Origin of the sequence: Leptolinea tardivitalis, assembly GCF_001050275.1 — a bacterium.
Classification (GTDB): Bacteria; Chloroflexota; Anaerolineae; order Anaerolineales; family Anaerolineaceae; genus Leptolinea; species Leptolinea tardivitalis.
In genome coordinates this window covers 428,118-450,405 of the sequence record NZ_BBYA01000009.1, presented here as the reverse complement: position 1 = coordinate 450,405, position 22,288 = coordinate 428,118, and the positions used below count along the sequence as shown (strand labels likewise).

Genomic DNA, 22,288 nt, shown 5'->3' with positions numbered 1-22,288 from the left:
GTAAACGGCTGGCCGGTTAATCCCTGGCCAGCCGTTTTTCGTAGTCGAGGAGAAAAGGAAAACTCTATTCAGCCGGCGGCACTTTACTGACGCAAACACCAGGCACAATGACATTCAGTTTTCCTGACGGGTAATAGGTGAAATCAACTGACTGGCTGACTTTCACCGGTTGATCGGGAGAAAAACCATATGTTTTCGTTCCAGGCCAGTTGGCCCCAGGCCACGTCTGGACGAGTTTCAGTTCGACCAGATACCCCCCTTTTTGAGCCCGATACAATTCACCCGTAACAAGTTCATCAATGCCCCGTGAAGGATCCATATTCTCCATTGTGACGGCATATTTATCGGTTATTACACCTTTTATGTCGATATCGGATTCCACTTTTTCAACTTTTCCCAGGACATATTTTTGTAGAGAAGATTTTGGCCAATTGACTGGTTGATGATTATCCCTGTTTGTATCGGCAAAAACCTTGCATTCTTTCCCGGATTTTGAATACACCTGCCCTTTCAGGATAGAAAATTCACTTTCTTTCTGCACGTTGGAATTGTTTTTCAACACGTAATGTGTATAGTTTGACCACTCAGGTTCTAATTGCTGCATGTACTCATAAACAATCGTTACCTTGAGGGGATTGCCGTTGGTGTCAACACCTTCATAGGCATCTTCCATATGCTGGATAAAACTCGTAGTAAAGACCGTGTTTAATGCCGGACTGTTAAGGTTCAATACATCCGGAGTATTACCTGAAGAAACATCTTCGAGAGTGATCCCCGTTATTTGAGTGAAGGATTGCTGGATTTCAGGGTTTGTATTTAGAACAATAAAGCCACCGGCGGCAATCATAAGTAGACCGATTAGAATCGCACCAATCAGAATAATCAGGCTGAGCGGTTTCTTTTTTGCCGCGGGCTCTTTATAGGATTGGGCTGCCAATTCAACCACCGGTTCTTTTTCCGCTTCAGGAGACTCCCCCTGTCGAATCTCATTAGCCGGTTCATGGGAAATTGCTTCGCAGACGAAAAAATTCACCTTACCGATAGAGATCATATCGCCTATACCGGCGTTTTTACTCCCTTTTATTTTCTTGTGATTAATGAATGTTCCACCTTCGCTCGCAAGATCTTTGACGACAACTCCCTTCCCTTTAAGGCTGATCTCCGCATGAAAAGGTGAAATACTGGAATCCAGCAGCACAATCGTATTGGCTGTATCACTTCCAATTTTTATGGGGTTGTCAAGAGAATATTGCTTTTCAAATGTATCCTGTAGAACGATGCTCATTCAGCCTCCAGAGATGGGCGTATCTGATTTTTTGCCTAATTGGAACCCGGTTCTGCTGTTGAAGATGCCACACGCGTACAGTAGAGTGACAGGTTGGAATCTGCAGATCCGCTGATCTCAATACGGCCATTTTCTTTGTCACTCGTCGAATTGGCGCAGGTCGCCTGATCAGGTGCATTTTTGAACAATTGTTGTTCATTTTCACTGATTTTTTTCATCCGATCTGCCACCTGCTGAATTTGCTCAGGTGTCATGGATTCAGGATCAGTTAAAAGCTGGGAAATGGCCTTTTCTTCTGATTTAGCGAAATCTATCCACATGGCTGCCGGAACCACAACCGCTGTGTATTGTCCGGGAACAGCATCAATCATATGGGTTGATCCGGGTTCAGGTGATATGGTGAATTTGCGGTTTGCAAATGTAACCGATAGCCGCACAATATCTGGAGTATTATTGACCACTTCAATCTGGGGTCCACAGGCCAACTGAACCAGGGCGACGACGGCAACGGCAAACAGAATCTTCTTATTCATCGATACCTCGCTTTAATTACCTATTTCACACACAGGGATGAGGTCGCCAGTATCAGATCTTTGCCACTGGCGGGAGGTTTATCCAAGAATTCGGGGTACTGATCTGCATCAAACAACACCTTTCCAGGCAGAATGACTATGTTGTATGTGAATTCGCTCTTTGGGTAAAAGATGCACGTTCCCAGCTCATTGCCATCTTTTGTTGTACCGATGATCATTTTCTCCCGGAGATAGGATCCAGAAAATTGCATATCCACATTGGAATCATAGGGAGCCAGAGTCCAATACACATTGGGGATTGTGATGGTGTTCTCATCCATATCTTCCTGAATTTTTATATATACCGTCTGATCTGTGAGGTTATATGCCTGTATATAAGGATAACCATAACCAGTCATTACCCTGATCAGCCGTTCTGGAATGATCCCCAACCGATAGAGAAGATAACCACCGCCTCCGAGTACCGCACATGAAAGAACCAAAATAAGAAGAATGGTCAATCCTGTTCGTAAACATCCTTTGGATTTCTTCGTCTTCACAGAAGCTGGAGGTACAGAAGGTATGGATGGTTCGGCCGATTTAACCTCCTGTGGAACAACTGGCGGTGGGGGAGGCAAGACAGTCTCGTCCGAAGGCAGCTCAATGGCATGCGGCTCTTCTGTCAAATTGATGGAACCATCGGATATCTTCGATTGATCCGGTTTTTGCACCTCTTCCACTTTTTGTGAAACAGAAACAGGGAATTCTTCAATAGAAATCGATTCAGTTGAACCGATAGTAAATTCTGTATCACCGATCTTAACCCGATCTCCTGGTTTTAATGCCATGACCGCTTCGATGCGCACGTCATTGATAAATGTCCCCGATACACTGTCTTCATCACGTATCAGAAGGCCATCTGGCAGGTCTCCGATTATGGCATGAGATGGAGAAACCAGCGAATCCGGGAGCACAATATCATTGGCCGGGTCACTGCCTATCCGCATACATAAACCAACAGGTATATACCTCCCGGTTGGATCGCACAGGAAATAGCTCATTTTGCCTCCAGGGAATACAACTGATGAGGTAAAAAAGACAAAATCCGTTTATTCAATTTTCAAAAAAGCGGGAATGGTTGATTTATGAATTTCCCTATCCCCCATCCGTTCCGGTTTATTTGAAACCTTTTTACCTAACCAGAATTGGACTTGAGACAAATCAACCCTGCGAATACTATAATTATATTCCAATGGACTTAACCGTATCAACACTCTGGTACCAAAATTCCGCTTATGGAAGATATTCAACGTCAAACATTTGATCATACTGCTCAAGCACAAGAGGTGTACCAGCGGCTTTTGGATACCTTCGGGCTGCCCGAATGGCGCACCGCGCTTTCACCTGTTGATGAGCTTGTTTCAACCATTCTGTCACAAAACACGAATGACAAAAACCGGGATACAGCTTTCAATCGTCTGGTTCAGGTTTTTCCTTCGTGGGAATCTGTCCGAGATGCTGATCCACAGGAAGTGATTGAATGCATTCGCCCGGCAGGTCTGGCTAACCAGAAAGGCCCCCGCATTCAAAAGGTACTTAAAGAGATTACTGATGAACGTGGAAATCTTGATCTGTCATTCCTGAAGGAATGGCCCGTCGAAAAAGCCCATCAATGGCTTCTTCAGTTCAACGGTGTTGGTCCAAAAACCGCTGCTATTGTGCTGCAATTCTCGCTGGGTGTTCCTGCATTCCCTGTGGATACGCATATTTTCCGGGTTAGTGGACGGATCGGATTGCGCCCCGATAATTTATCCGTCGAGCAAGCTCATCCATATCTGGCCAGTCTTTTTGACCCAGCGACGTATGGTCCGGCACATCTTAATCTAATCCGTCTTGGCCGTGAGATTTGCCATGCCCGTAAGCCGGATTGTGACATATGCCCGATTAATGATATTTGCCGATACAACCTGACCCGAACTTCATAAGTCAAGATTTCTGGTAATCCAAATATCAATTTTTTGTAAATTTTCACCCCACAAGGTTTTCCTCTTTCAATGTGAGGTAAAATTTTGCGGCTATTCTTATTGGAAGAATTAATGAACAGGTATAGATTTTTCGAAGTTTTTTTATCGGTACTTACAGGTATTGCAGGCAGTCTGATTTTTAGCTCACAGTATTTACACATATGGGCATATTCACCCGTTCATGGTGGAGCTTTGTTCGTTGGCTCTGCAATTGTACTAACCTTCGTAACCTTCTTCTTGTTTTACCATGTCAATAACCTGGCCGTTCGGAAGATAAACAGGAATGAACGTGCTGTTCTGACGGCTGCAATCTTAATAATGTCAGGCTTGATCATTCTGGTGATTCCTCTTCCACACAGAATGACTCCCGACCAAATGCAGGTTATTGAAATCAAACCATTGAACACTGAAACAGATAAACCGGTTTTGATTGAGGAAATCAAAATCAATAGTAATCCACAACCATTATCCAATTACCTGCCCTCCTCTGGTTGGCAGGATACCTTTTATGGGGTGGAAAGCCAGCCCGGAACTTCCACCCCGTTTGTCATCAAGAAAAATGAAGAACTGTCCCGAGATGTTGAGGTGCTTCTGGCGAAAGGACCTGACTATGGGCAGGTGTCCATCCGTCTGAACTGGGATGAACAGGTTGTTGACCTTCAACAGGAAAAAAACGCAGAAGTTGTCATCTCTCTGCCTGATAAAGAAAACCCCGAACTCTGGGCGGTTATCTATTCGGTTTGTTATTGGCTGTTGTTGTTCGGTTTGATCTACACCGGTTCCCTGATGGCATTCTCGTCGGAAACTCTTCGAAAAATCGCATCGTTTCTTGAGGAGAAATCTCAAACGGTGTTTTTCTGGCTAATCCTCGGTTTTCTCTTCTGGTTTGGAATCGCCTATGTTCAGAGTGTCTTCTTAAATCCCTCCAATGAAATGCAAAACGGCAACTTTCTGCCGGCCATTCGACCCATCGGTACTGATTTGAATTTTATTTTGGATGCAGCCAAATCTGTAACAAGCGGTGGATCTCCCTATGCTGGGGCAAATAAATACCCACCCCTTGCCGCCCTGTTGTTTATTCCACTTTCATTGATGGACAAGCGGTCTGCCTATCGAATCATCCTTGTATTGACTTACCTGTCGTATATTGTAGTGACGCTTATCATTCCGTATGTATTATCCGGGAAAAAGAAACTTCCGGCATTCGCCAGTTTTCTGTTTGCCATTGGCTTTTTCTCATACGGTCTTTCCTTCGAGATTGAACGGGGGCAATTCAACCTGATTGCTATATGTTGCGCTCTCCTGGCAGTTACGATTTTTCATAAAAGCAGGAAATATCGCTGGCTTGCCTATATCCTGATCACCATTGCCATTCAACTAAAATTGTATCCGGCGATATTTGTTCTATTCCTGATCGATGATTGGAAAAATTGGAAAAGAACGCTTTTTCGTTGGTCAGTATTGGGGATAGCCAATATAAGCCTGATCTTTGTTTTAGGATTGGATACCGGTGTTGAATACTTCCATCAGGTTTCTTCCATCGTGAATTCATCGGGAAAGTCAGATTGGCCGGGAAACCATAGTATTCAGGGGTTTTTGAATTTCTGCAATTTTTATCTCGATCTTTCACCGCATTTAATGAGAGGGTTGGAAATTGCCCTCCAAATTGTAGTCCTGACAATTGTTCTGCATTGTTTTGACCATGCCTGGAGGAGAACTAATTTTAAAGACCCCACCCTGTTCCTGGCATGTACGATTACAGCACTGGTTCTCCCGGCCTTAAGCCATGATTACACACTTTCATATTTAACTGGGCCAGTCATTTACTTCTGTATGGAAATAGATGACGAACTTTCAGAAGACCGATTTGCACATAACCAAACACATACCTGGATAACCAGTTTGTTGTTAGCTCTCTTTGCCTTTTCATTTACAGGCACTTATTTCTCATACATGTTGAAACCCTTTATTTTGCATGAACAATTCCCCCTTCTCCTTGTTCTGCTGGGGAGTTCAGTCTTGTTATCGTTTCACGTCGTCAGAACAGAGACAATTCCGGTTATTGTTAAAAACAAAATGACAGTCTACCGGAAAAGACTGGCTTATGTTTTTCTGCACATCCATAGCCGGACGATTCACTTTTAATTATCCGCCCTGTGAGAATTACCGGGAATTCAATAATTCGGCTTTAAAAATCGTTACCGCCTGGCCGCGCAATTCAACCCGTTCACCAAGATCCACAACTTTCAGTACACCACCGCGGGCGCTGGCCTGGCAGGCGGTCATTTCTTTCTTTCCTAATTTCGCAGACCAGTAAGGTGTCAACGCTGTATGGGATGACCCTGTAACAGGATCTTCATCGATGCCGGAACCCGGGGCAAAAAAACGCGATACAAAATCAAATTCGCTGCTGCTGGCTCGGGCTGTAACCATCACACCACGCACTTGAACTTTTCTCAGGGCGGAATGATCAGGCTGAAGACTGCGAACCTGTTCTTCATTGTCCAGCTCGACCAGATAGTCCATTTTATTCAGGCCAATATATCGCGCGGAAGCGATTTTCAAGCCTTCTAACAGACCATCCGGAGCCAGGGCGGGTTCAACCTTCTTCACAGGAAAATTCAATGCAATCCAACCACCCTCACAAAACCGGGCGGTAAGCAACCCGCTGCGGGTTTGAAATCTGGCTTCTTGATCGCGTGGAAGAAATCCTTCCTGCCAGAGGATATGAGCACTGGCTAATGTGGCATGCCCGCACAGGTCCACTTCGACAGTTGGGGTAAACCAGCGCAACGAATAACCATCTTTATATTTTTCTGCCGGAACCAGGAAGGCGGTTTCAGACAGGTTCATCTCGCGGGCCAATTGACGCATCCAGTCATCATCGCGCGGCTTTTCACTGATAAACACTCCAGCCGGATTTCCTTTGAAGGGAATGGCGGTGAACGCATCAACCTGATAGATAACTTCAGGCATTGGAGGAAATTTCCTGTCGGGGAAGTTCATGAATGTGAATATTCTCCTCTCCGACCAGCAACTTCAATGTAGTTAATACTTCATCGCATACATGTGTGGTGTGGTTGGGGAAATCAAGTTCGTATTTCTCGTTGTTTTCAAACAGCAGAAAGTCAAAACGGTCAATTCCAGGATGAGCTACCAGTATGGTATGTGCCCGGATCAATCTCGCTTTATCCCGCTCCCGATCTCCTGTGGGTGTGAGCACCACCGTTACTTTTTGCGGAATGGCATTTGGGTCAAATGTCGGTTGTGGTGATTGATTCTGGCTTTCAGAAGGCGCAACAACCGGGGAGCTTTCTTTGATCTGTTTCGGCTCAGGTTTAACCTGTCCATTAACAGGAGCCCCCATGCCCGGCCAACCAGTTGAGACCGGCTCAATAATCGGGGCAGGATCTTCTGGCGGTAGAACCTGCGTCTCATATTCCTCCGTTGATGGAGGTAATGAATTCCAATCGGGTTCGGGTTCTACCGCATTCTCTAATGGGGTTTCGGGTTCGTCCTGTTTTTCTTCGGCAGCTTTTTTCTTTGATCCATTCTTCTTTTTTGGAGGCTTTGTCAGGTCGATCACTTCTATCCGGTCAACAAGGACTTTGGGATCTCCGGATTCGCAATCCGGTTTACCGGTAACAAGTAATACCGCATCGGGTTTCACCAGATCACCACAGGCCTCCCAGGCACGCGGGAAAATGACCAGTTCAATAAAACCCTGCACATCTTCAAGGGTGGCAAAACCCATGGCATTGCCGTCTTTGGTGGTATGAGTGCGGAATTTGGTCACCATGCCAGCTACGGTCACTTTTTCTTTAGGGGATGCTTCCTTTAACTGGGCAGAAAAATGGGTGACGACTTCCGTCATGTATGCCATGTAAGGAGAAAGCGGATGGTCAGAAACATACAACCCGATCAGTTCTTTTTCCCAATCCAGTTTTTCTCGCCGATCCACCTCGGGAACCATTGGCAAGACTATTCGTTCCTCCACGCCCTGAATGGTGCCGAAGAATGTCATCTGGCCGCTTTGAACAGCTTTAAAATGGCTGCCGCTGACTGAAATGATTTGATCAAGGGCTTGCAGTAAAGCGGCTCGTGACCCAAAGGAATCGAGTGCACCTACCTTGATCATAGATTCCAGCGGCCGCCGGCCGACAGTCCGCAGGTCCACCCGGCGCGCGAAATCATTCAGGTCTTTGAAACGGCCGCCTTCCTTTCGGACGGCCAGGATCGCATCCACCGGCCCCTGTCCTACATTCTTGATGGCACCCAGACCGAATCGGATTTCACTGCACTTGCCTTCACAATCTTCAATCGTGAAATCCCAGCCGCTCGAATTTATATCAGGCGGCAGTACATTGATCCCCAGCGAACGGCAATCAGCAATATAGAACGCCACTTTCTCTGTCTCGTTTTTTGAGGCAGAAAGCAGCGCCGTCATGTACTCAATCGTGTAATGAGTTTTCAGGTAAGCAGTTTGGACTGCAATGACACCGTAATCAGCCGCGTGGCTTTTATTAAACCCATACCGAGCAAAGTTTTCCCAGTCATCAAAGATGGCTGTGGCGGTTTCCTCGGCAATACCGTTATTTTTTGCACCGGCAATAAATTTCAACCGGTGTTTCATCAATGCCTCGGCATTTTTCTTCGATATGGCTTTACGCAATTCATCAGCTTCTGATGCGTTATACCCGGCCAGATTCATGGCCGCGATCATCAACTGTTCCTGGTAGATCGGAATGCCGTATGTCTCTTTGAATGTCGGTTCGAGCATGGGATGCCGGTAAGTGACTTCCTCTTCCCCATGCATACGCTTTATATAGGTGGGAATAAAATCCATGGGACCCGGCCGATAGAGGGCTACCATGGCAATTACATTATCCAGGTTTTCCGGGTGCATCTGAGTGATGTACCGGGTCATCCCATTGCCTTCCAGCTGAAAGGTGCCGGCGGTATGTCCGTTGCTAATGAACTCAAAGGTTTCAGGATCATCCGTGGGGATATTGTGCAAATCGAGGCGGATTTTGTGCCGCTGGTAGATCAATTCGGTTGCCCGCGACATGATTGTCAATGTGGCCAACCCGAGGAAATCCACCTTAAGAAGCCGCTGGGCATCCAGAACTCCCATATCAAACTGGGTTACCACTTTGACCGGGCTGTCTTCTGCACCGCTTGTCGGCCGGTGCAAAGGCACCATATTGACAATAGGCTGATCGGCGATGATCACACCGGCGGCATGGGTTCCGGCGTTGCGGACGACACCTTCCATATCTCGCGCGGTTTCAATTAATTCCTTCAGGTATGTTCCACTTTCGTAAGCTTCCTTAAACTCGGGAACCGATTCGAGAGCCTCGGCGATAGTCAATGCCCCCGCGCCAACATTGGGGATCATCTTTGCCACCCGGTCGACCTCTGACAACGGGATATCCATCACCCGACCCACATCCCGCAGAGCACCTCGGGCTCCCATAGTGCCAAAGGTGATGATTTGCGCTACCCGGTCTTCGCCATATTTCTGGGCACAGTATTCCAGCATCCGCGGCCGCAGGTCATCCTGGAAATCAAGGTCAATATCAGGCATGCTGATACGGTGCGGATTCAAAAAGCGTTCAAAGATCAATCCATGATTGATTGGTTCAACCAGGGTGATATCCAGGGTGTAGGCCACCATAGAACCGGCGGCTGAACCGCGGGCGTTGTACCAGATACCCACTTCGCGAGCATGGCGGCATAGGTCCCAAACGATGAGAAAGTAGGCATCAAAGCCCATCGTGTGAATTACACCCAGTTCGTATTCCAGACGTTCTCGTACTTTTGGATCGTTCGCCCGATCGCCATACCGCCGTTTCAGACCTTCTTCACATAGATAACGAAGGTACGTTTCCGCTGTGAATCCTTCAGGCACTGGAAATACAGGAAGATGATACCCCCCCGGCGTCAGGTCAACATTACAGCGTTCGGCGATTAGCATGGTGTTGCTGATCGCTTCAGGCACGGCTGTAAAGATTTCCTGCATTTCCTGCGGCGTCCGCAAATAGTAAGTGGGATCTGACATGCGCATCCGTTTTGGATCGCTTAACATGGCATTGGTCTGAATAGCCAGCAGAACATCCTGCAGACGAGCATCTGCCTTATTGATATAGTGAATATCATTGGTAGCCACATAGCGGGCCTGGTATCGCGGGCCGAGGCTCAGGAGTGTTTTATTCAGGGTTTCCAGTTCAGGAATATTGTGCTCCTGCAATTCCATAAAGAAATTGTCTCGGCCAAACACATCGTAATACCAGTCCAGTTTCTTACGGGCAGCATCCTCACCCTGTTCTAGAATTGTGCGTGAAATATCAGAAGCCAGGCACCCGGTGGTGGCAATAATCCCCTCAGAATGTTGTGCCAGAAGATCACGGTCAATGCGCGGGTAATAATAAAAACCTTCCAATTGTGCGGCCGTTGCCAGCTTCAACAGGTTCTGGTAGCCGGTCATATTCTCGGCGAGAAGAAGAAGATGCGTTGAACTGCGGTCCAAAGTTGGTTCGCGGTCTGTCATCTTTCGGGCAGCCAGGTAGGCTTCCACACCAAGAATCGGCTTGATTCCTGATTTTGTGGCTGTGTTGTAAAACTCAATAATGCCATGCATTGTGCCGTGATCTGTGAGGGCAATGGCGGGCATTTCCAATTCTTTTGTACGTGCAATCAACTTCTTGATGTTGCTGAAACCATCAAGAAGTGAATATTCAGAATGGACGTGCAAATGGACAAATGACATACGTTTCTACAATTAAAAACCTTCGATGCTATAACTTTGACCGGTTGTCAAAATTATAGCATCGCGGATTGTGGATAACCTTTGCGAAGGTTGTTTTGTATAAATTTTAAGAACCAGAGACTCTGTCTCAGGGCAGGAAGGTTTGTGTGTAATCTCCTCCAAGATGTGTCTTAAGAAGCTCACGCAAGTCAGCCGCAGCAGATTTGACCAATTCTCGGCCGCCTTCATTTTGAGCTTCAATCGTAATCAGCACATCGGTGGTTTCTTCGCGGGCAGCACTTTCTTCACTCTGCCGCCAGCACCAGCGGCGGGCTATGACAACATCTTTTTCATCGGTAAAAATCACCTCACCGGCAGCCGGGTGATCCGCTTCTGCCTGATTGAGGTTGACAAAATTTTCGTCTCCGCGGGCGAACCGGACGGTGATCGTCCCATTGATTCTCTTTCGATCGATGGCGGCAACAGGCAGACCATACCGGATGCTGATCAGGTTGCACAGGTCAACCAGAGTGTTAATCGATGGAATGTCCCCTTTCTTGGTTAACCGGCGTAAAAGCGCTTCAGCCGCACTGCGGTAACCTGTGGGATCGACACCAAATGACCGGAAAGCCGCCCTCCATCCGGCAAGTGTAGGCAATTCACTTAACGGCGTTGATCCAATTTTTTCTGATACAGTTTTCTGTTCCATCCTGTACAGGTCAAGTACATCGGCAGGGGTTGGCCCGTTATGTAAACCGCTGCCCAAAATAACAGCACCGGCGACCAATGGGAAGCGCGTGATAATCTCTGAATCATAGTTAAAAACGGTCATTTTTCCCTCTATTAATGAAAATTCCTGTGATTCTAACAGGATTCGGATGACCTTGTAGAACAGAAGTAGCAAATTCTGGTATGATGGATAATTCGTTTCCATCCTGGATAAAGTTTGCGTTATAGGTTTTAAGAGAATGTTGGATAGTTTCAAAAGAGCCAAACAAGAATATCCACGCCAGTTCTGGCTGTTGTTCTGGGGATTGTTGATCAGCACCATCGGCGCCAGTATGATCTGGCCATTCCTGATGGTCTATGTCAGCGGCCGACTAAATCTTCCATTGACAGCAGCAGCCAGCATTATGACGGTCAATTCCGCCGCTTCCATTATCTTTACATTCATTGCAGGTCCAATGACGGATAAGATCGGACGAAAATGGGTCATGATCATCAGTCTGCTGGGCAACGGTTTGGTTTATCTCCTGTATCAGGGGGACACTACCTACTGGCAATTCGCCGTTACAGCCGGTCTGGCAGGATCCTTTAATCCGCTTTTCCGTGTGGGTGCCGATGCCATGCTGGCTGACCTGATTCCGGAGGACAAGCGCATTGATGCCTATTCACTATTGCGATTAAGCAACAACCTGGGTGTTGCCCTTGGCCCAACCATCGGCGGTTTTCTAGCATCTTCCTCGTACAGTATCGCATTTTATTGTGCTGCCGCCGGTATGAGCACCTATGGCATCATGATGTGGATCTTTGGAAAAGAAACCATACCGGCCAAAACCAACGATACGGTTGAAATTGAGCAAACGAAATTGAAATTGGGCGGGTATAACATCATCTTCCGTGACCGGCCATATATGCAATTCATTGCTGCGTTTACCCTGATTCAAATCAGTTCCGCGCTGGTATGGATACTCCTTTCCGTCTATACCAAACAGCAATTCGGTATGCCCGAAAAACTGTATGGTTTTCTGCCTGCGACCAACGGCATCATGATCGTACTTTTGCAACTATGGGTCACTGGTCAAACCAGGAAATATTCCTCTCATGGAATGCTGGCCGTCGGTTCCGCATTTTACGGCATTGCCACATTTACCATTGCCTTTATGACAGGTTTCTGGGGATTCTGGTTTAGCATGGTACTTATGACGATCGGTGAAATGATCCTTGTGCCTACATCAAGTACATTTGCCGCTAATATGGCTCCAGTTGATATGCGCGGACGATATATGAGCCTGTATTCATTGACATGGGGACTTTCCACCGGGATCGGGCCGGTTTTGGGCGGCCTTCTCTCGGATAATCTCGGCCCACGGTTTATCTGGATAGGCGGCGGTCTGATCGGTATGATCAGTGTGCTGGTTTTCCTTACCCTAAAAAAGAATCAGACACCTCAAAGTTCCATCAGGTAATCTATACATAAAATTGGCCCGGTGCAGATACTTTAACTCTGACGTCAGACCGCAGCTTAAGAGTTTCTTCAGGTTAGTTGAAATGAGCATTCGTACGTGCTACAGTGAATTTGCATGGGCGGCTTTCATTAATGAGGACACCAGGGATGGAGGTAAGTTCTCCAAAAACCTATATTCTCAGAGGTAGATAGCTTTCGCTACCCCGTGCAGGATTGTTAGAAGGCAATCCGTGTTTGGTTTTGACGCGCCGGCCCATTTGAGGCGGCTCCTGATTTCAGGAAATGCGTCCTAATGTATTCGTCCCTGAAAGCCGTCCATGTTATTTAAGAAACCCGAACTTGACTCGGGTTTCTTTTTCTTTTATAAATGAATAATATATAATGGTGTTTGTCTACCAGATGACGGGGTATTTTTAACGATTTGCAGACATTCCCTTCATAATAGATAAACACAAAGAAGACTCAGGAGGAGAAGATGTCAAAGAAATTGGCAATACTCGGGTTAATAATGGTTGTGATTTTATCATCCTGTTCGTTGCCCGGCGGAAAAGCCGCAAAAACAGATGAAGCTTCAAATGAACCAGCTATTCAAGAACCCGCACAACCTGAACAACCCGCACAACCTGAACAACCCGTAGAGCCAACTCAGCCTAAACCAACCGAAGTGGTTGTTGAAGCTCCCACAGAAGTTCCGGCAGAGTCAAAAGAGGTAACCGCAGAAGCTCCGGAAAAGGAAACATCTTCAGAAGGCCTGAATTTCCGCGATGAGTTCGATCTGCCCAATGATGATTTCTCGGAAGATATGATCACCACCACGCAGGCGACCACCAAAGACCGGATGCAAACGCTGCCATCCAGTGTTCAGGATGGTATTATGGTTTTTAATCTGCGGGATAATGAAACCTATGTTTATAAATTCCTGAAAGGTTCTGTTGCCGAAGATGTGGTCATTGAAGCCAAATGGAAAAGCAACGGCCAGAGCATGAACGGTGTGGCTCTGGTTTGCCGTGTTTCAGAAGATTATTCGAGCTGGTACGAGATGAGAATCTCATCTCAAGGTGAATGGCAATTGCTGAAATATGACAAATCTATCCGCGATGCCGATCCATATGCCAACCCATATGTAACCATCAAAAAGAGTGTTGCCAAGCATAAACTCGTCAAGGTTTCTGGTGATAACGTGTCTGAGTTCAGCTGCGTCGGCCCAAAGCTTTCCTATAAAATTAATGGCGAGAAAATTTTGGAAACCAACAATAATGAAATCAAGGGCGGCGGCATGGTAGGTCTGGGTGTTATGTCCGCGGTTTATCTGCCCGTTATAATCCAGTGGGATTACTTCTCCGTAACCACTCCGTGAAACATAAAAATAGCAGTCAAAACGGGAGAGGTAACCTCTCCCGTTTTTTATTGGTTTTTTCCCTGTGGAATGCTATAATCCGCTTGTAAGCCCCAGTAGCTCAAATGGACAGAGCAGAGCACTCCTAAGGCTAAGGTTGTGGGTTCAATTCCCCCCTGGGGCATATATTAAACACTTGCATTTTTAGAACTATCCGTGTAGAATGCAAAGAGATAAGCACTTGGGTGCCCCCCTCACCCAGGTGTTTATCTCTTTTAACGAGGGTTTTTATCGGCCAGTTTACGTACCACTTCGCCAAAATGCCGAATTTCCTCAATAGTGTTGTAATGAACAGCACCCGAACGCAGTAACCCACCTTTGCCTTCCAGGCCAAGCCGGTCAGTTACTGCCAGGGCATAGAAATTTCCGTCCCATGTGTAGATATGTTCGCGGTTGAGTTCTACGGCCAGTTCTTTTGGTGTCCAACCATCCAGGGTAAAGGAAAATGTTGGTACGCGGTGATCCAATCTTGAGATTTCAGTCAACCCGTACAGATGCAAACCATGTATATCTTCAAGCTGTTTGACAAACTCGCGGCTGATCTCAAATTCATATGCTCTTATGGACTGCATGGCTTGCTTATAAACTTGCCTGCGGCCAGTATATGTCTGAGTGTTTTCTCTGAATTCGTCGCCGAATGTCCGGCCGATCCATTCAAAATAGTCCAACGCACCTAGCGTACCGGCCATGTGCTCAAAGTTGCCGGTACCGGTTTCAAACTTGCCGGGTGGAAGAGCCGGGGCAGGCCGAACCCTGTAGGCACGTAACTGATCGAGTAATTCATATTTCCCAAACAAAACACCGGCATGCGGGCCAAAAAATTTGTACGCCGAGCACACCAGAAAATCGCAATCCAACGCCTGAACATCAATTGGGCCGTGAGGTGCGTATTGAACAGCATCAATATACACCAGCGCCCCGGCGGCATGTGCCAGAGGGATCAGGTCAGCCACGGGATTAATCGTACCCACGGCATTGGCAGCATAACCAAGTGCAACCAGGCGCGGTTTTTCCTCCATGGCCTTTTTGAAATCATCCACGTCCAGAGTGCAATCTTCTGGATGAAAATCCACCCAGCGGATTCGGCATCCGCGATCTTCAGCAGCGAGCAGCCAGGGGGAGATATTGGCATCATGATCAAGACGGGTGACCACAAGTGTATCGCCCGGGTTAAATAGCCGCGCCAATGACCGGCTGATATTAAATGTCAGCGTGGTCATGTTTGCTCCGAAGACAATTTCCTGCAGGCTTGAAGCATTCAAAAATTCCGCCTCGGCCAGGCGGGCATCGTTTACAGATTGATCTGACAGGCGGCTGGTTTCAAAGGCGCCGCCATGATTGGCGTTTTTATTGATCAGGTAGTCTTGAATTCGTTCAAGACTTCGCCGGGTAATTTGAGTACCGCCCGGATTATCAAGAAATAATACCGGGCGGGATAAGGCAGGAAATTCTTTTCGGATCCTTTGGATATCCAATGGCATCGTCAGTCGTCAAAATCCTCGCTTCCAGAATCTTTCCCGGATTCTGTCTCTGTCTGTTCAAATTCCAATCTGACCCAGAGTAGTAAAACAGAACCATCCGGGGTATTTACGGATCGTGCAGCCATGATGGGAGCTTTTTCTTCCATTCCCAGTTCATTCCGGTAATGGAGAAATATATTGGAATGATCATTCCAGGCCCGGTGACAACGCTCCACCAGAGCCGGTCCGTTGAACGTGCGGACTCGGGTCATCACAAGGTCATATAACACTGGTCCTTCATTCAAACCCAGTGCCCACCCATCGTTTATCTCTTCAAATGTCGGGGTTGGTCCCTCGATTATGGTGATTTTGTCGTCCATTGTTCATCTCCACTGCAAAGATCATACCACAATATGATTTCTGCCATTTTAACTGTTCTTATATTTTTCCTATTTTTCTCTTGCATTTCTTTGATAATTATCGTCTATCCTAAGACTATCAACATATAAAACACGTGAATCATTGGAGGAAAAAATGACACTCTATTTTACACAAACACCACATGCTTTTGCACGTCCCTGGGCCCGGCGATGGATTGAAGCCGAACAGCAAGATCAATATTGCGATATCTTTATCCCGGTGGATATTAAAGCAGAAGAAGAGGCTTATGAATTGACGGCCACCATTCCCGGTGTTTCCGCTAAAGATTTGAATATCCAGGTGGTCAACGAGACAGTGACCATTCAGGGTGAAATCAAGATTGACCGGGATGAAAAAGACACATATCTGCTGAACGAGCGTCCTGCCGGCCGGTTTAGTCGGGTACTGACACTGCCAGATCCGTTGGATGCTTCCAAAGCAGAAGCTGAAGTGGCAAACGGTGTTTTAACTCTGCGAATCCCGAAAGCAGAAGACGCTAAACCAAAATCCATTAAAGTTGTAACGAAATAACAGAGAGAGCCTGATTACCGGTGCATCCTCTGAATCACAATTAAATAGATTGAAACAGGAAAAAGCTGGTATTAAATAAACTGCACCCCAAAAGTTGGACATCACCAACTGATAGGGGTGCAGTTCAATAACCGGCTCTTTTCTGTCAACCAGCCAAATACCTGATGGCGTTGCTCCCTGAACCCAGCGTGATTCCTCCTTCGCCAATAACCGAAAAACGATTATCCCGGCAATGTAATACCGTGTTGGCTTCGATTCCCAATAACGTTAAGTGACCAACCATTTGTGGAATACCAAATTTCAAAATAAAGGGAATCTCGTCAAAGTGCGGCACAACAAAGTGATTGGGAAGTAAATTCAAACCGGTTGTAGTACCACCTATGAAAGAACGGTTTGGAATGCGTTCTCCGAATATCATAGCCCCGGCAGAACAACCTGCCACAACTCCTCCCGTATCCAATTTGCGCAAAATGGTTTCAAGAATAGGAGTTGCAGTGAAGCATTCCAGCAGATATGACGGCTTACCCCCTGAGAGATAGACGAAATTTGCCTGTTCAACTTTCTTTACCAATTCTACAGAAAAAGCATGTTCCCGGGTAAATACAGGGAGTGATTCAACCGATTCCACTTCTAATTGCTTGAAGTGTTTTTCTCCCAATTGCATCCAGTAATCCAACCGGTCTTGTCCCTCTGTTCCAGCGGCTGTTGGCAGGCAGACAACCCTGCCTGGTTCACCCAACTCAGCCAGCAAAACCCTGTCAACCGGTTCCATGGGCGGTAAATACTCACCACTGCCCGCCAGTGCCAGTGTTCCCTTATGGGGGAAACGGCAGTCCACTGGAACAATCATGGCAGCGGAGTGTAGTACACCCTATTACCCAGGGCAATCCACGCCACCCGGTTGGAACCCACCGTGAATGCAGTGACTGGTTTATCGGGCAGAGAATATTCGTCCAGAGTCTGAAATCTTAATCTACGCTGCAAGTTCAATCGCAGGCTGAAATGATAGACTGTCGGGCCGGAGACATCCATGATGTATATAGACGGATCCGGCGGCGGTACAGTAGCCAGTTGGGTAAATTGAGCATCCGCAAATTGCGGGATGGGATTCCCGGCTTTATCACCAAAACCTGCCGGGTCCTGACAACGCGTGGGTGAGCTGGAGAAATTATTGAATGTACAGCGTGTGATATGACCATCTTTACGTAAAAGCAAAAGATCGTCTTCATACATGGCCAGGTCGATAACATCAGACAGATTTGGAATATCCTGGTCAAAGAAAAGGTGCGGCTGGTTGGGGAACCCGATTCCATCTCCACCCACCCGCCAGACAGCATTGCTCACGGGGTCAAGGATTAATAAGGCACTTCCTTCAATTGTAAAAGCGGTGATCTTTCCCCAGTTGGTTGATGGAGGAGCAAGTTGTGACGATAATGGCGGTGAGTTGGGAATGCAATATAACAGATTGCCTGTGGCGTCCATCCCCATGACAGATGCCTTGTATTGGTTGTTGATCGGCAGTGGCACAATATCCACCAGTGCACCGATGATTTTTCCGCCTGATGGACCAGGTCCGCAATTGAAATTGGGATCGAGCTGGTAACCATCGCCGGTCAGTTCGAATCGCAATACCCGGCCCTGATTGGAATCCAATGCGAAGACATCGGTTGGCGATGCCGCGAGCTGGGTTATATTGACGGTGGATGGTATAGCATCGGGAACGGCTTCTTGAACCGGCAGGCGGATGATGCTATCCAGGCTGTCTAAAGCCGTCTGAGCCTGAGCACGGAGCAGTTTCGTTTCGTCAGTGCGGCCATATTCTTCCGCTTTTTTGACGTAATAGAGAGACTGGGTCCAACCACTGCGCTGGGCTTCAGGGTCAATTTGACCGGCTGCCTGCAAGGCGAATGCCTGCGCCTGAACGAGATAACCAGTGCGTTGTTCCCCCCGCCCCGATCGTGTATACACTGTTGTGGAGATAAACACAACGATCACCGGAACAGCCAGGGCAATGAATAACAGGGTCGAAGCGGCAATACTGCCAGATGGGTCGGTTTTTACCGGATTGATCTTGATTTGTGGAGGCTTAATTTTTGGTTTGACCTGCGATGAAACCTCTACAATTTTCCGCAGGAAATCTGTTAACTTATCCAATAAGGGAGTATCTGGTGCTGCAACCTGCGGACCGGGAAGTTCGCTGGCCGGGATTGTTCGGAACCCCATATTTTCTTCCCGCCGTGGCGGAACCGAAGAAGCCGGTTTTTTTTCCGGTGGAGGCGCTGGTTTTTCCGGTGCCGGTTCGGGTATTCCCGACAGATCGATTGGCTGGTTCAAGTCAATAGGCCAGATCGGTTCCGGCATGGATGGTGGAATGGCTGCATCGAAATCAGATGGTTGTTCAGATGGGTGAACAATTGCACCCGGGGAGAGCGGCCATTCTTGATGATTTTCAACTGTGGTTTCACTTTTTTCTGGCTGCCCAACCGGTTCAGAATATGGATCAGCCGGGGATGGTTCCTGCGGAATTCGCGGCCTTAACCGGTGGACTTCACCCCTCCCGGCCTGTACCTGGGCAACAGCAGCCGTCATGTTGAACGGCGATTGGGCCAGCAGCCGCCGGCGGAATTGGTCCAAACTAAGTTTTGAACTGCCCCCCAGCAAAGCTGCCGTCCAGGTGGGCGGGGGCGCCGGGCATAGCAAGACCATTGAACCTTCCCTGAGCGTGGTTGTGAAATACCGCGGATTGATCGTACTGCTTACACCTAACCCGCGCCCGGCTCCTTCAAGGTCTACAAAATCAGTTACACCATCTGGGTTAACCACCAGGGTATGGGTCGGTCCGGCGTGCAACATAAACAGTGTATCGCCGTGAAAAACGGCCAGATTCAAGACGCCCACATTTGGACGCCCTGACGGTGAATCAAACTGGTTTGACCCCAGGATGAATGTATTAATTTGTTCAGAGGCAGCCCGTAAACCAGAGGTTACCGATCCAGGTGTACTGAAATACGTGGCTGAAAGGTGCAAAAGCATCTCTTGCTGTGATTCTGCCGTCAATATATTCTTGCTCGGCAGTGTGAGCAGAGCTGTCAGCATATCCCCCGCCCGGTTGCGAAGGACGCGGCGTGGAGCAGCCGAAGCAACCAGACCTGGCAAGTCTGCCAGTTCTTTGCCGCCCGTTATAAAGATGGGAAAGATGTAGAGATCAAACAAGGTGGTTTCTGTTCTCTGCGGGTTTTCATTTGATTATACAACCCGCCGATCAGGGGTTTGGTGATGGTACACTGGTGTTTACCGGAATGTACTTAGGCTGCCGGGTGGCTGTAGGTTTCAGGGTTGCCTTTGGCAAAACAAATTCCGGATCAATCGCCCGGATGATCAGATTTGTAAATGTTACAGTGACAGGTGTATCAGCTGCCTGCCGGGCAAAAACACCCACTTTACCTTTTTTGAAAACGGCATCGCGTGCAGAGAATTGAAACACATCATTCAAGAAGAACCTCAATTCATCTTTTACCATCCAGACTCGCAGCCGCAACTGATAAGGTGAACCAGGTAAAACCTGTCCGCTCTGCATCCAATCTACCAACGTATAAGGACGACCCGATTTAAGGACTTCCAGCTTCACCTGTCCCTGACAGTTTACCAGAAAACGGTATCCGTTCATTCCATTAACAGCCCGCATTAAGAATCCATACGAATCTTCTGACTTGCACAGAGTTACATTTGACGAGATTTCAACAGAAGCATCATCCAATTCAGCCGGGGCAAATAGACTGGCAATGTAGGTTTTAGGTTCTTGAGAAGCAAGAGTTAATTCATTTTTCCCATACGCGATATTTCCTCCCGCTTCAGCTTTTGTTGACCATAATGCTGTGTTGGAGAAATCATCCCGAAAAAGGATCTCTGTTACCGACGGGTGCAAGTTTTCAGTCGGTTCCGGTTGCCGGGTGGGCACCTGGGTGGCAGTGGATGTGGCTGGAAACCAGATAATCGTCTCAGTGGGTGTAGGAGAATCCGTGGGGGTTGGGGTTAGATATGCGGGTTGTTCAAATGTACCTGTACAGGCTGAAAACAACAAAGTACCCAGGAAGAAACCCAACAGGGTTTCTATCTTTAGATATTTATTGGATCGATCATTGATCTTCATGCGCAGGTAAAATTATAACCGCCGGTGGTGAAGGCTTTCATGTAAATGTTATAATGTCGCCATACTGGATACGAACGATGAAAAAACTCTTTATTTCAGGCTTGATTATTTCAGCCCTTTCCCTGTTTTTCCGCATTTTTCCTGTTCAGGCAGAAAATCTACCCCCGCAGGTCGTTTATGCTACGCCCACTCCAAATGCCGATGGTCGCATTATCTATGTTGTCAAACCCGGTGATAACTGCATCAGCATTTCATGGAAGAACAACATTCAGATTGAAGAATTGAAACGATTAAACAACCTGAAAGATGACTGTACCTTGCAGGAAAATCAACAATTACTTATTGGGATAGCAGAAAAAACAACAGCGCAACCAACTGCCACCCCGGCAGGCCAGGTTGCCACCCCAACCCTGCCGCCAGGCACTGGAGACATTTGTGTTCTGCTCTTCAATGATACAAATGGAAATGCCACTCCCGATGGGGATGAAAAACCGCTGGCTGGAGGAGCCATCAGCGTCACTGACCGTGATGGGAAAGTCTCACTTACCAATCAGACCAACGCCACAGAAGCCGTCTGTTTCAAAGACCTGCTGGAAGGCGATTACAACATCAGCGTGGCTGTACCAGAAGGATTTAACGCCACAACCCTGTTGAACCAACCATTAAAACTAAACGGGGGAGACAGCTCCACACTGGATTTTGGCGCACAACCCAGTTCAAAACAGATACAGCCGGCAACCAGTGAGAGCAATCCCAAATCTCCCATTTTGGGGATCATCGGAGCTGTTCTTATTCTGGGTGGAGCCGGATTAGGATTTTATGTGTCCCGGCTGAACAGAGCCAGATGATGCGTTATCTGAGCCGCTCTTCCTTCCAAACATCCGCGCTATTGTTATAACCAGCCTGTTCCCAAAATCCAAGGTGGTCTTCTGCCAGGAATTCCAATCCGCGCAGCCATTTTGCGCCTTTCCAAAAATAAGGCACTTTCAGATCAGTCCGTCCAACTATAGCACCAACCACACCCCTCAATGGATATCCATGATCCGGCGTGATGGGCTGGCCATCATAATGTGTGGCCAAAAGGAAGTTATCAGCCAGCACGATTTCAACAGGCAGATTGGCCGTGAATCCCAATTCGGCATGTTGTAAAACGAACCGCGCAGACGGACGAAGAGTTATCAACCCGCTTTCCAATAGAGAACGGACGGAAACTCCTTCCCAGAGTGTATCCGGTTTGCTCCATCGGGTTACACAGTGAATATCGATCAACAATTTTGTCCGTGGAAGTTGATTAAATTCTTCCCAGGTCAGAGTGAGCTGTTTTTCCACTTCTCCCCAGATATTAAAATCCCAGGTTTCTGGATTAAATGCCGGAACCGGTCCATAATGCAGAACCGGGAATTTCTGGGTTAATGATTGCCCTGGTGGAATACGACCTTCTGCCTGTAATTGAGATTCACGTTCCTTGCGCTGCCTGAAACTATCCAACATAATCAAATCTCCTTTACTGATTATATCGGTTCTGTTTCTGACTGTCTCCTAAATGTCAAAGCCTTGCCGGATTATGTAACATC

General features: G+C 47.3%; 18 protein-coding genes and 1 tRNA gene. 7 read left to right on the top strand and 12 right to left on the bottom strand.

The window, feature by feature from the left end; genetic code table 11:
• Positions 1-64: 64 nt before the first annotated feature.
• The 3 genes from LTAR_RS09445 to LTAR_RS09435 are packed head-to-tail and all read right to left on the bottom strand — an operon-like array spanning position 65 to position 2,858.
• Positions 65-1,285, bottom strand: coding sequence for an FHA domain-containing protein (locus LTAR_RS09445; protein WP_062421973.1), 1,221 nt, complete (start codon positions 1,283-1,285; stop codon positions 65-67).
• Positions 1,286-1,320: 35 nt separating this feature from the next.
• The gene (locus LTAR_RS09440; protein ID WP_062421972.1) at positions 1,321-1,818 is read right to left on the bottom strand and encodes a hypothetical protein; all 498 of its coding nucleotides are present in this window, start codon (positions 1,816-1,818) and stop codon (positions 1,321-1,323) included.
• Positions 1,819-1,838: 20 nt separating this feature from the next.
• Complete coding sequence (locus LTAR_RS09435; RefSeq protein ID WP_062531891.1) at positions 1,839-2,858, bottom strand: FHA domain-containing protein; 1,020 nt, start codon at positions 2,856-2,858, stop codon at positions 1,839-1,841.
• A 234-nt stretch (positions 2,859-3,092) separates the two neighbouring features.
• Between LTAR_RS09435 and LTAR_RS09430 the strand changes: the two genes are divergently transcribed.
• Together LTAR_RS09430 and LTAR_RS09425 are read left to right on the top strand one after the other, a co-directional pair.
• Entirely contained in the window at positions 3,093-3,782 is a 690-nt protein-coding gene (locus LTAR_RS09430) for an endonuclease III domain-containing protein (protein ID WP_062421970.1), read from the top strand.
• Between the two features lie 111 nt (positions 3,783-3,893).
• Complete coding sequence (locus tag LTAR_RS09425; protein ID WP_062421969.1) at positions 3,894-5,966, top strand: glycosyltransferase family 87 protein; 2,073 nt, start codon at positions 3,894-3,896, stop codon at positions 5,964-5,966.
• Between the two features lie 18 nt (positions 5,967-5,984).
• Here the strand turns inward: LTAR_RS09425 and LTAR_RS09420 are convergent, their stop codons facing one another.
• From LTAR_RS09420 to LTAR_RS09410, 3 genes are all read right to left on the bottom strand, one after another.
• Complete coding sequence (locus LTAR_RS09420) at positions 5,985-6,797, bottom strand: PhzF family phenazine biosynthesis protein (RefSeq protein WP_062421968.1); 813 nt, start codon at positions 6,795-6,797, stop codon at positions 5,985-5,987.
• Positions 6,790-10,590 (bottom strand): DNA polymerase III subunit alpha, encoded by a 3,801-nt coding sequence (locus LTAR_RS09415; protein ID WP_062421967.1) that lies wholly within the window; start codon positions 10,588-10,590, stop codon positions 6,790-6,792. Before LTAR_RS09415 ends, LTAR_RS09420 begins: the two co-directional genes overlap by 8 nt.
• A gap of 127 nt (positions 10,591-10,717) precedes the next feature.
• Positions 10,718-11,401 carry a B3/B4 domain-containing protein gene (locus tag LTAR_RS09410; protein WP_158423420.1) on the bottom strand — a complete coding sequence of 228 codons (684 nt, stop codon included), beginning with the start codon at positions 11,399-11,401 and terminating at the stop codon, positions 10,718-10,720.
• Between the two features lie 136 nt (positions 11,402-11,537).
• Between LTAR_RS09410 and LTAR_RS09405 the strand changes: the two genes are divergently transcribed.
• The 3 genes from LTAR_RS09405 (at position 11,538) to LTAR_RS09395 (ending at position 14,277) form a co-directional block, all read left to right on the top strand.
• Entirely contained in the window at positions 11,538-12,758 is a 1,221-nt protein-coding gene (locus LTAR_RS09405; RefSeq protein ID WP_062421965.1) for an MDR family MFS transporter, read from the top strand.
• 474 nt (positions 12,759-13,232) lie between these two features.
• Positions 13,233-14,114 carry a hypothetical protein gene (locus LTAR_RS09400; protein WP_062421964.1) on the top strand — a complete coding sequence of 294 codons (882 nt, stop codon included), beginning with the start codon at positions 13,233-13,235 and terminating at the stop codon, positions 14,112-14,114.
• 89 nt (positions 14,115-14,203) lie between these two features.
• Positions 14,204-14,277, top strand: a tRNA-Arg gene (locus tag LTAR_RS09395).
• A 91-nt stretch (positions 14,278-14,368) separates the two neighbouring features.
• Here LTAR_RS09395 and LTAR_RS09390 read toward each other — a convergent pair.
• Entirely contained in the window at positions 14,369-15,634 is a 1,266-nt protein-coding gene (locus LTAR_RS09390) for a cysteine desulfurase-like protein (RefSeq protein WP_062421963.1), read from the bottom strand.
• Positions 15,635-15,636: 2 nt separating this feature from the next.
• Positions 15,637-15,993 carry a hypothetical protein gene (locus LTAR_RS09385; RefSeq protein ID WP_062421962.1) on the bottom strand — a complete coding sequence of 119 codons (357 nt, stop codon included), beginning with the start codon at positions 15,991-15,993 and terminating at the stop codon, positions 15,637-15,639.
• A 154-nt stretch (positions 15,994-16,147) separates the two neighbouring features.
• Here LTAR_RS09385 and LTAR_RS09380 point away from each other — a divergent pair, with 154 nt between their 5' ends.
• Positions 16,148-16,564 (top strand): Hsp20/alpha crystallin family protein, encoded by a 417-nt coding sequence (locus LTAR_RS09380; RefSeq protein ID WP_062421961.1) that lies wholly within the window; start codon positions 16,148-16,150, stop codon positions 16,562-16,564.
• A 145-nt stretch (positions 16,565-16,709) separates the two neighbouring features.
• On the opposite strand, the gene LTAR_RS09375 is transcribed toward LTAR_RS09380, so the two are convergent.
• Genes LTAR_RS09375 through LTAR_RS09365 form a run of 3 tightly spaced genes read right to left on the bottom strand, consistent with a single transcriptional unit; the run spans position 16,710 to position 20,714 of the window.
• A complete protein-coding gene (locus LTAR_RS09375; protein ID WP_158423419.1) occupies positions 16,710-17,402 on the bottom strand; it encodes a Type 1 glutamine amidotransferase-like domain-containing protein in 693 nt (230 codons plus the stop codon).
• 8 nt (positions 17,403-17,410) lie between these two features.
• Entirely contained in the window at positions 17,411-19,777 is a 2,367-nt protein-coding gene (locus tag LTAR_RS09370; protein ID WP_062421959.1) for a hypothetical protein, read from the bottom strand.
• A 49-nt stretch (positions 19,778-19,826) separates the two neighbouring features.
• The gene (locus LTAR_RS09365; RefSeq protein ID WP_062421958.1) at positions 19,827-20,714 is read right to left on the bottom strand and encodes a hypothetical protein; all 888 of its coding nucleotides are present in this window, start codon (positions 20,712-20,714) and stop codon (positions 19,827-19,829) included.
• A 77-nt stretch (positions 20,715-20,791) separates the two neighbouring features.
• On the opposite strand from LTAR_RS09365, the gene LTAR_RS09360 reads away from it, so the two are divergent.
• A complete protein-coding gene (locus tag LTAR_RS09360; protein ID WP_062421957.1) occupies positions 20,792-21,562 on the top strand; it encodes an SdrD B-like domain and LysM peptidoglycan-binding domain-containing protein in 771 nt (256 codons plus the stop codon).
• 4 nt (positions 21,563-21,566) lie between these two features.
• Here the strand turns inward: LTAR_RS09360 and LTAR_RS09355 are convergent, their stop codons facing one another.
• Entirely contained in the window at positions 21,567-22,205 is a 639-nt protein-coding gene (locus LTAR_RS09355; protein ID WP_062421956.1) for a molybdopterin-dependent oxidoreductase, read from the bottom strand.
• Between the last annotated feature and the right edge of the window lie 83 nt (positions 22,206-22,288).

What these genes read in the sequence shown, in the direction of transcription:
- LTAR_RS09445 (WP_062421973.1), bottom strand. Translation starts at nt 1,285, where the DNA reads ATGAGCATCGTTCTACAGGATACATTTGAAAAGCAATATTCTCTTGAC.
- LTAR_RS09440 (WP_062421972.1), bottom strand. Translation starts at nt 1,818, where the DNA reads ATGAATAAGAAGATTCTGTTTGCCGTTGCCGTCGTCGCCCTGGTTCAG.
- LTAR_RS09435 (WP_062531891.1), bottom strand. Translation starts at nt 2,858, where the DNA reads ATGAGCTATTTCCTGTGCGATCCAACCGGGAGGTATATACCTGTTGGT.
- LTAR_RS09430 (WP_062421970.1), top strand. Translation starts at nt 3,093, where the DNA reads ATGGAAGATATTCAACGTCAAACATTTGATCATACTGCTCAAGCACAA.
- LTAR_RS09425 (WP_062421969.1), top strand. Translation starts at nt 3,894, where the DNA reads ATGAACAGGTATAGATTTTTCGAAGTTTTTTTATCGGTACTTACAGGT.
- LTAR_RS09420 (WP_062421968.1), bottom strand. Translation starts at nt 6,797, where the DNA reads ATGCCTGAAGTTATCTATCAGGTTGATGCGTTCACCGCCATTCCCTTC.
- LTAR_RS09415 (WP_062421967.1), bottom strand. Translation starts at nt 10,590, where the DNA reads ATGTCATTTGTCCATTTGCACGTCCATTCTGAATATTCACTTCTTGAT.
- LTAR_RS09410 (WP_158423420.1), bottom strand. Translation starts at nt 11,401, where the DNA reads ATGACCGTTTTTAACTATGATTCAGAGATTATCACGCGCTTCCCATTG.
- LTAR_RS09405 (WP_062421965.1), top strand. Translation starts at nt 11,538, where the DNA reads ATGTTGGATAGTTTCAAAAGAGCCAAACAAGAATATCCACGCCAGTTC.
- LTAR_RS09400 (WP_062421964.1), top strand. Translation starts at nt 13,233, where the DNA reads ATGTCAAAGAAATTGGCAATACTCGGGTTAATAATGGTTGTGATTTTA.
- LTAR_RS09390 (WP_062421963.1), bottom strand. Translation starts at nt 15,634, where the DNA reads ATGCCATTGGATATCCAAAGGATCCGAAAAGAATTTCCTGCCTTATCC.
- LTAR_RS09385 (WP_062421962.1), bottom strand. Translation starts at nt 15,993, where the DNA reads ATGGACGACAAAATCACCATAATCGAGGGACCAACCCCGACATTTGAA.
- LTAR_RS09380 (WP_062421961.1), top strand. Translation starts at nt 16,148, where the DNA reads ATGACACTCTATTTTACACAAACACCACATGCTTTTGCACGTCCCTGG.
- LTAR_RS09365 (WP_062421958.1), bottom strand. Translation starts at nt 20,714, where the DNA reads ATGAAGATCAATGATCGATCCAATAAATATCTAAAGATAGAAACCCTG.
- LTAR_RS09360 (WP_062421957.1), top strand. Translation starts at nt 20,792, where the DNA reads ATGAAAAAACTCTTTATTTCAGGCTTGATTATTTCAGCCCTTTCCCTG.
- LTAR_RS09355 (WP_062421956.1), bottom strand. Translation starts at nt 22,205, where the DNA reads ATGTTGGATAGTTTCAGGCAGCGCAAGGAACGTGAATCTCAATTACAG.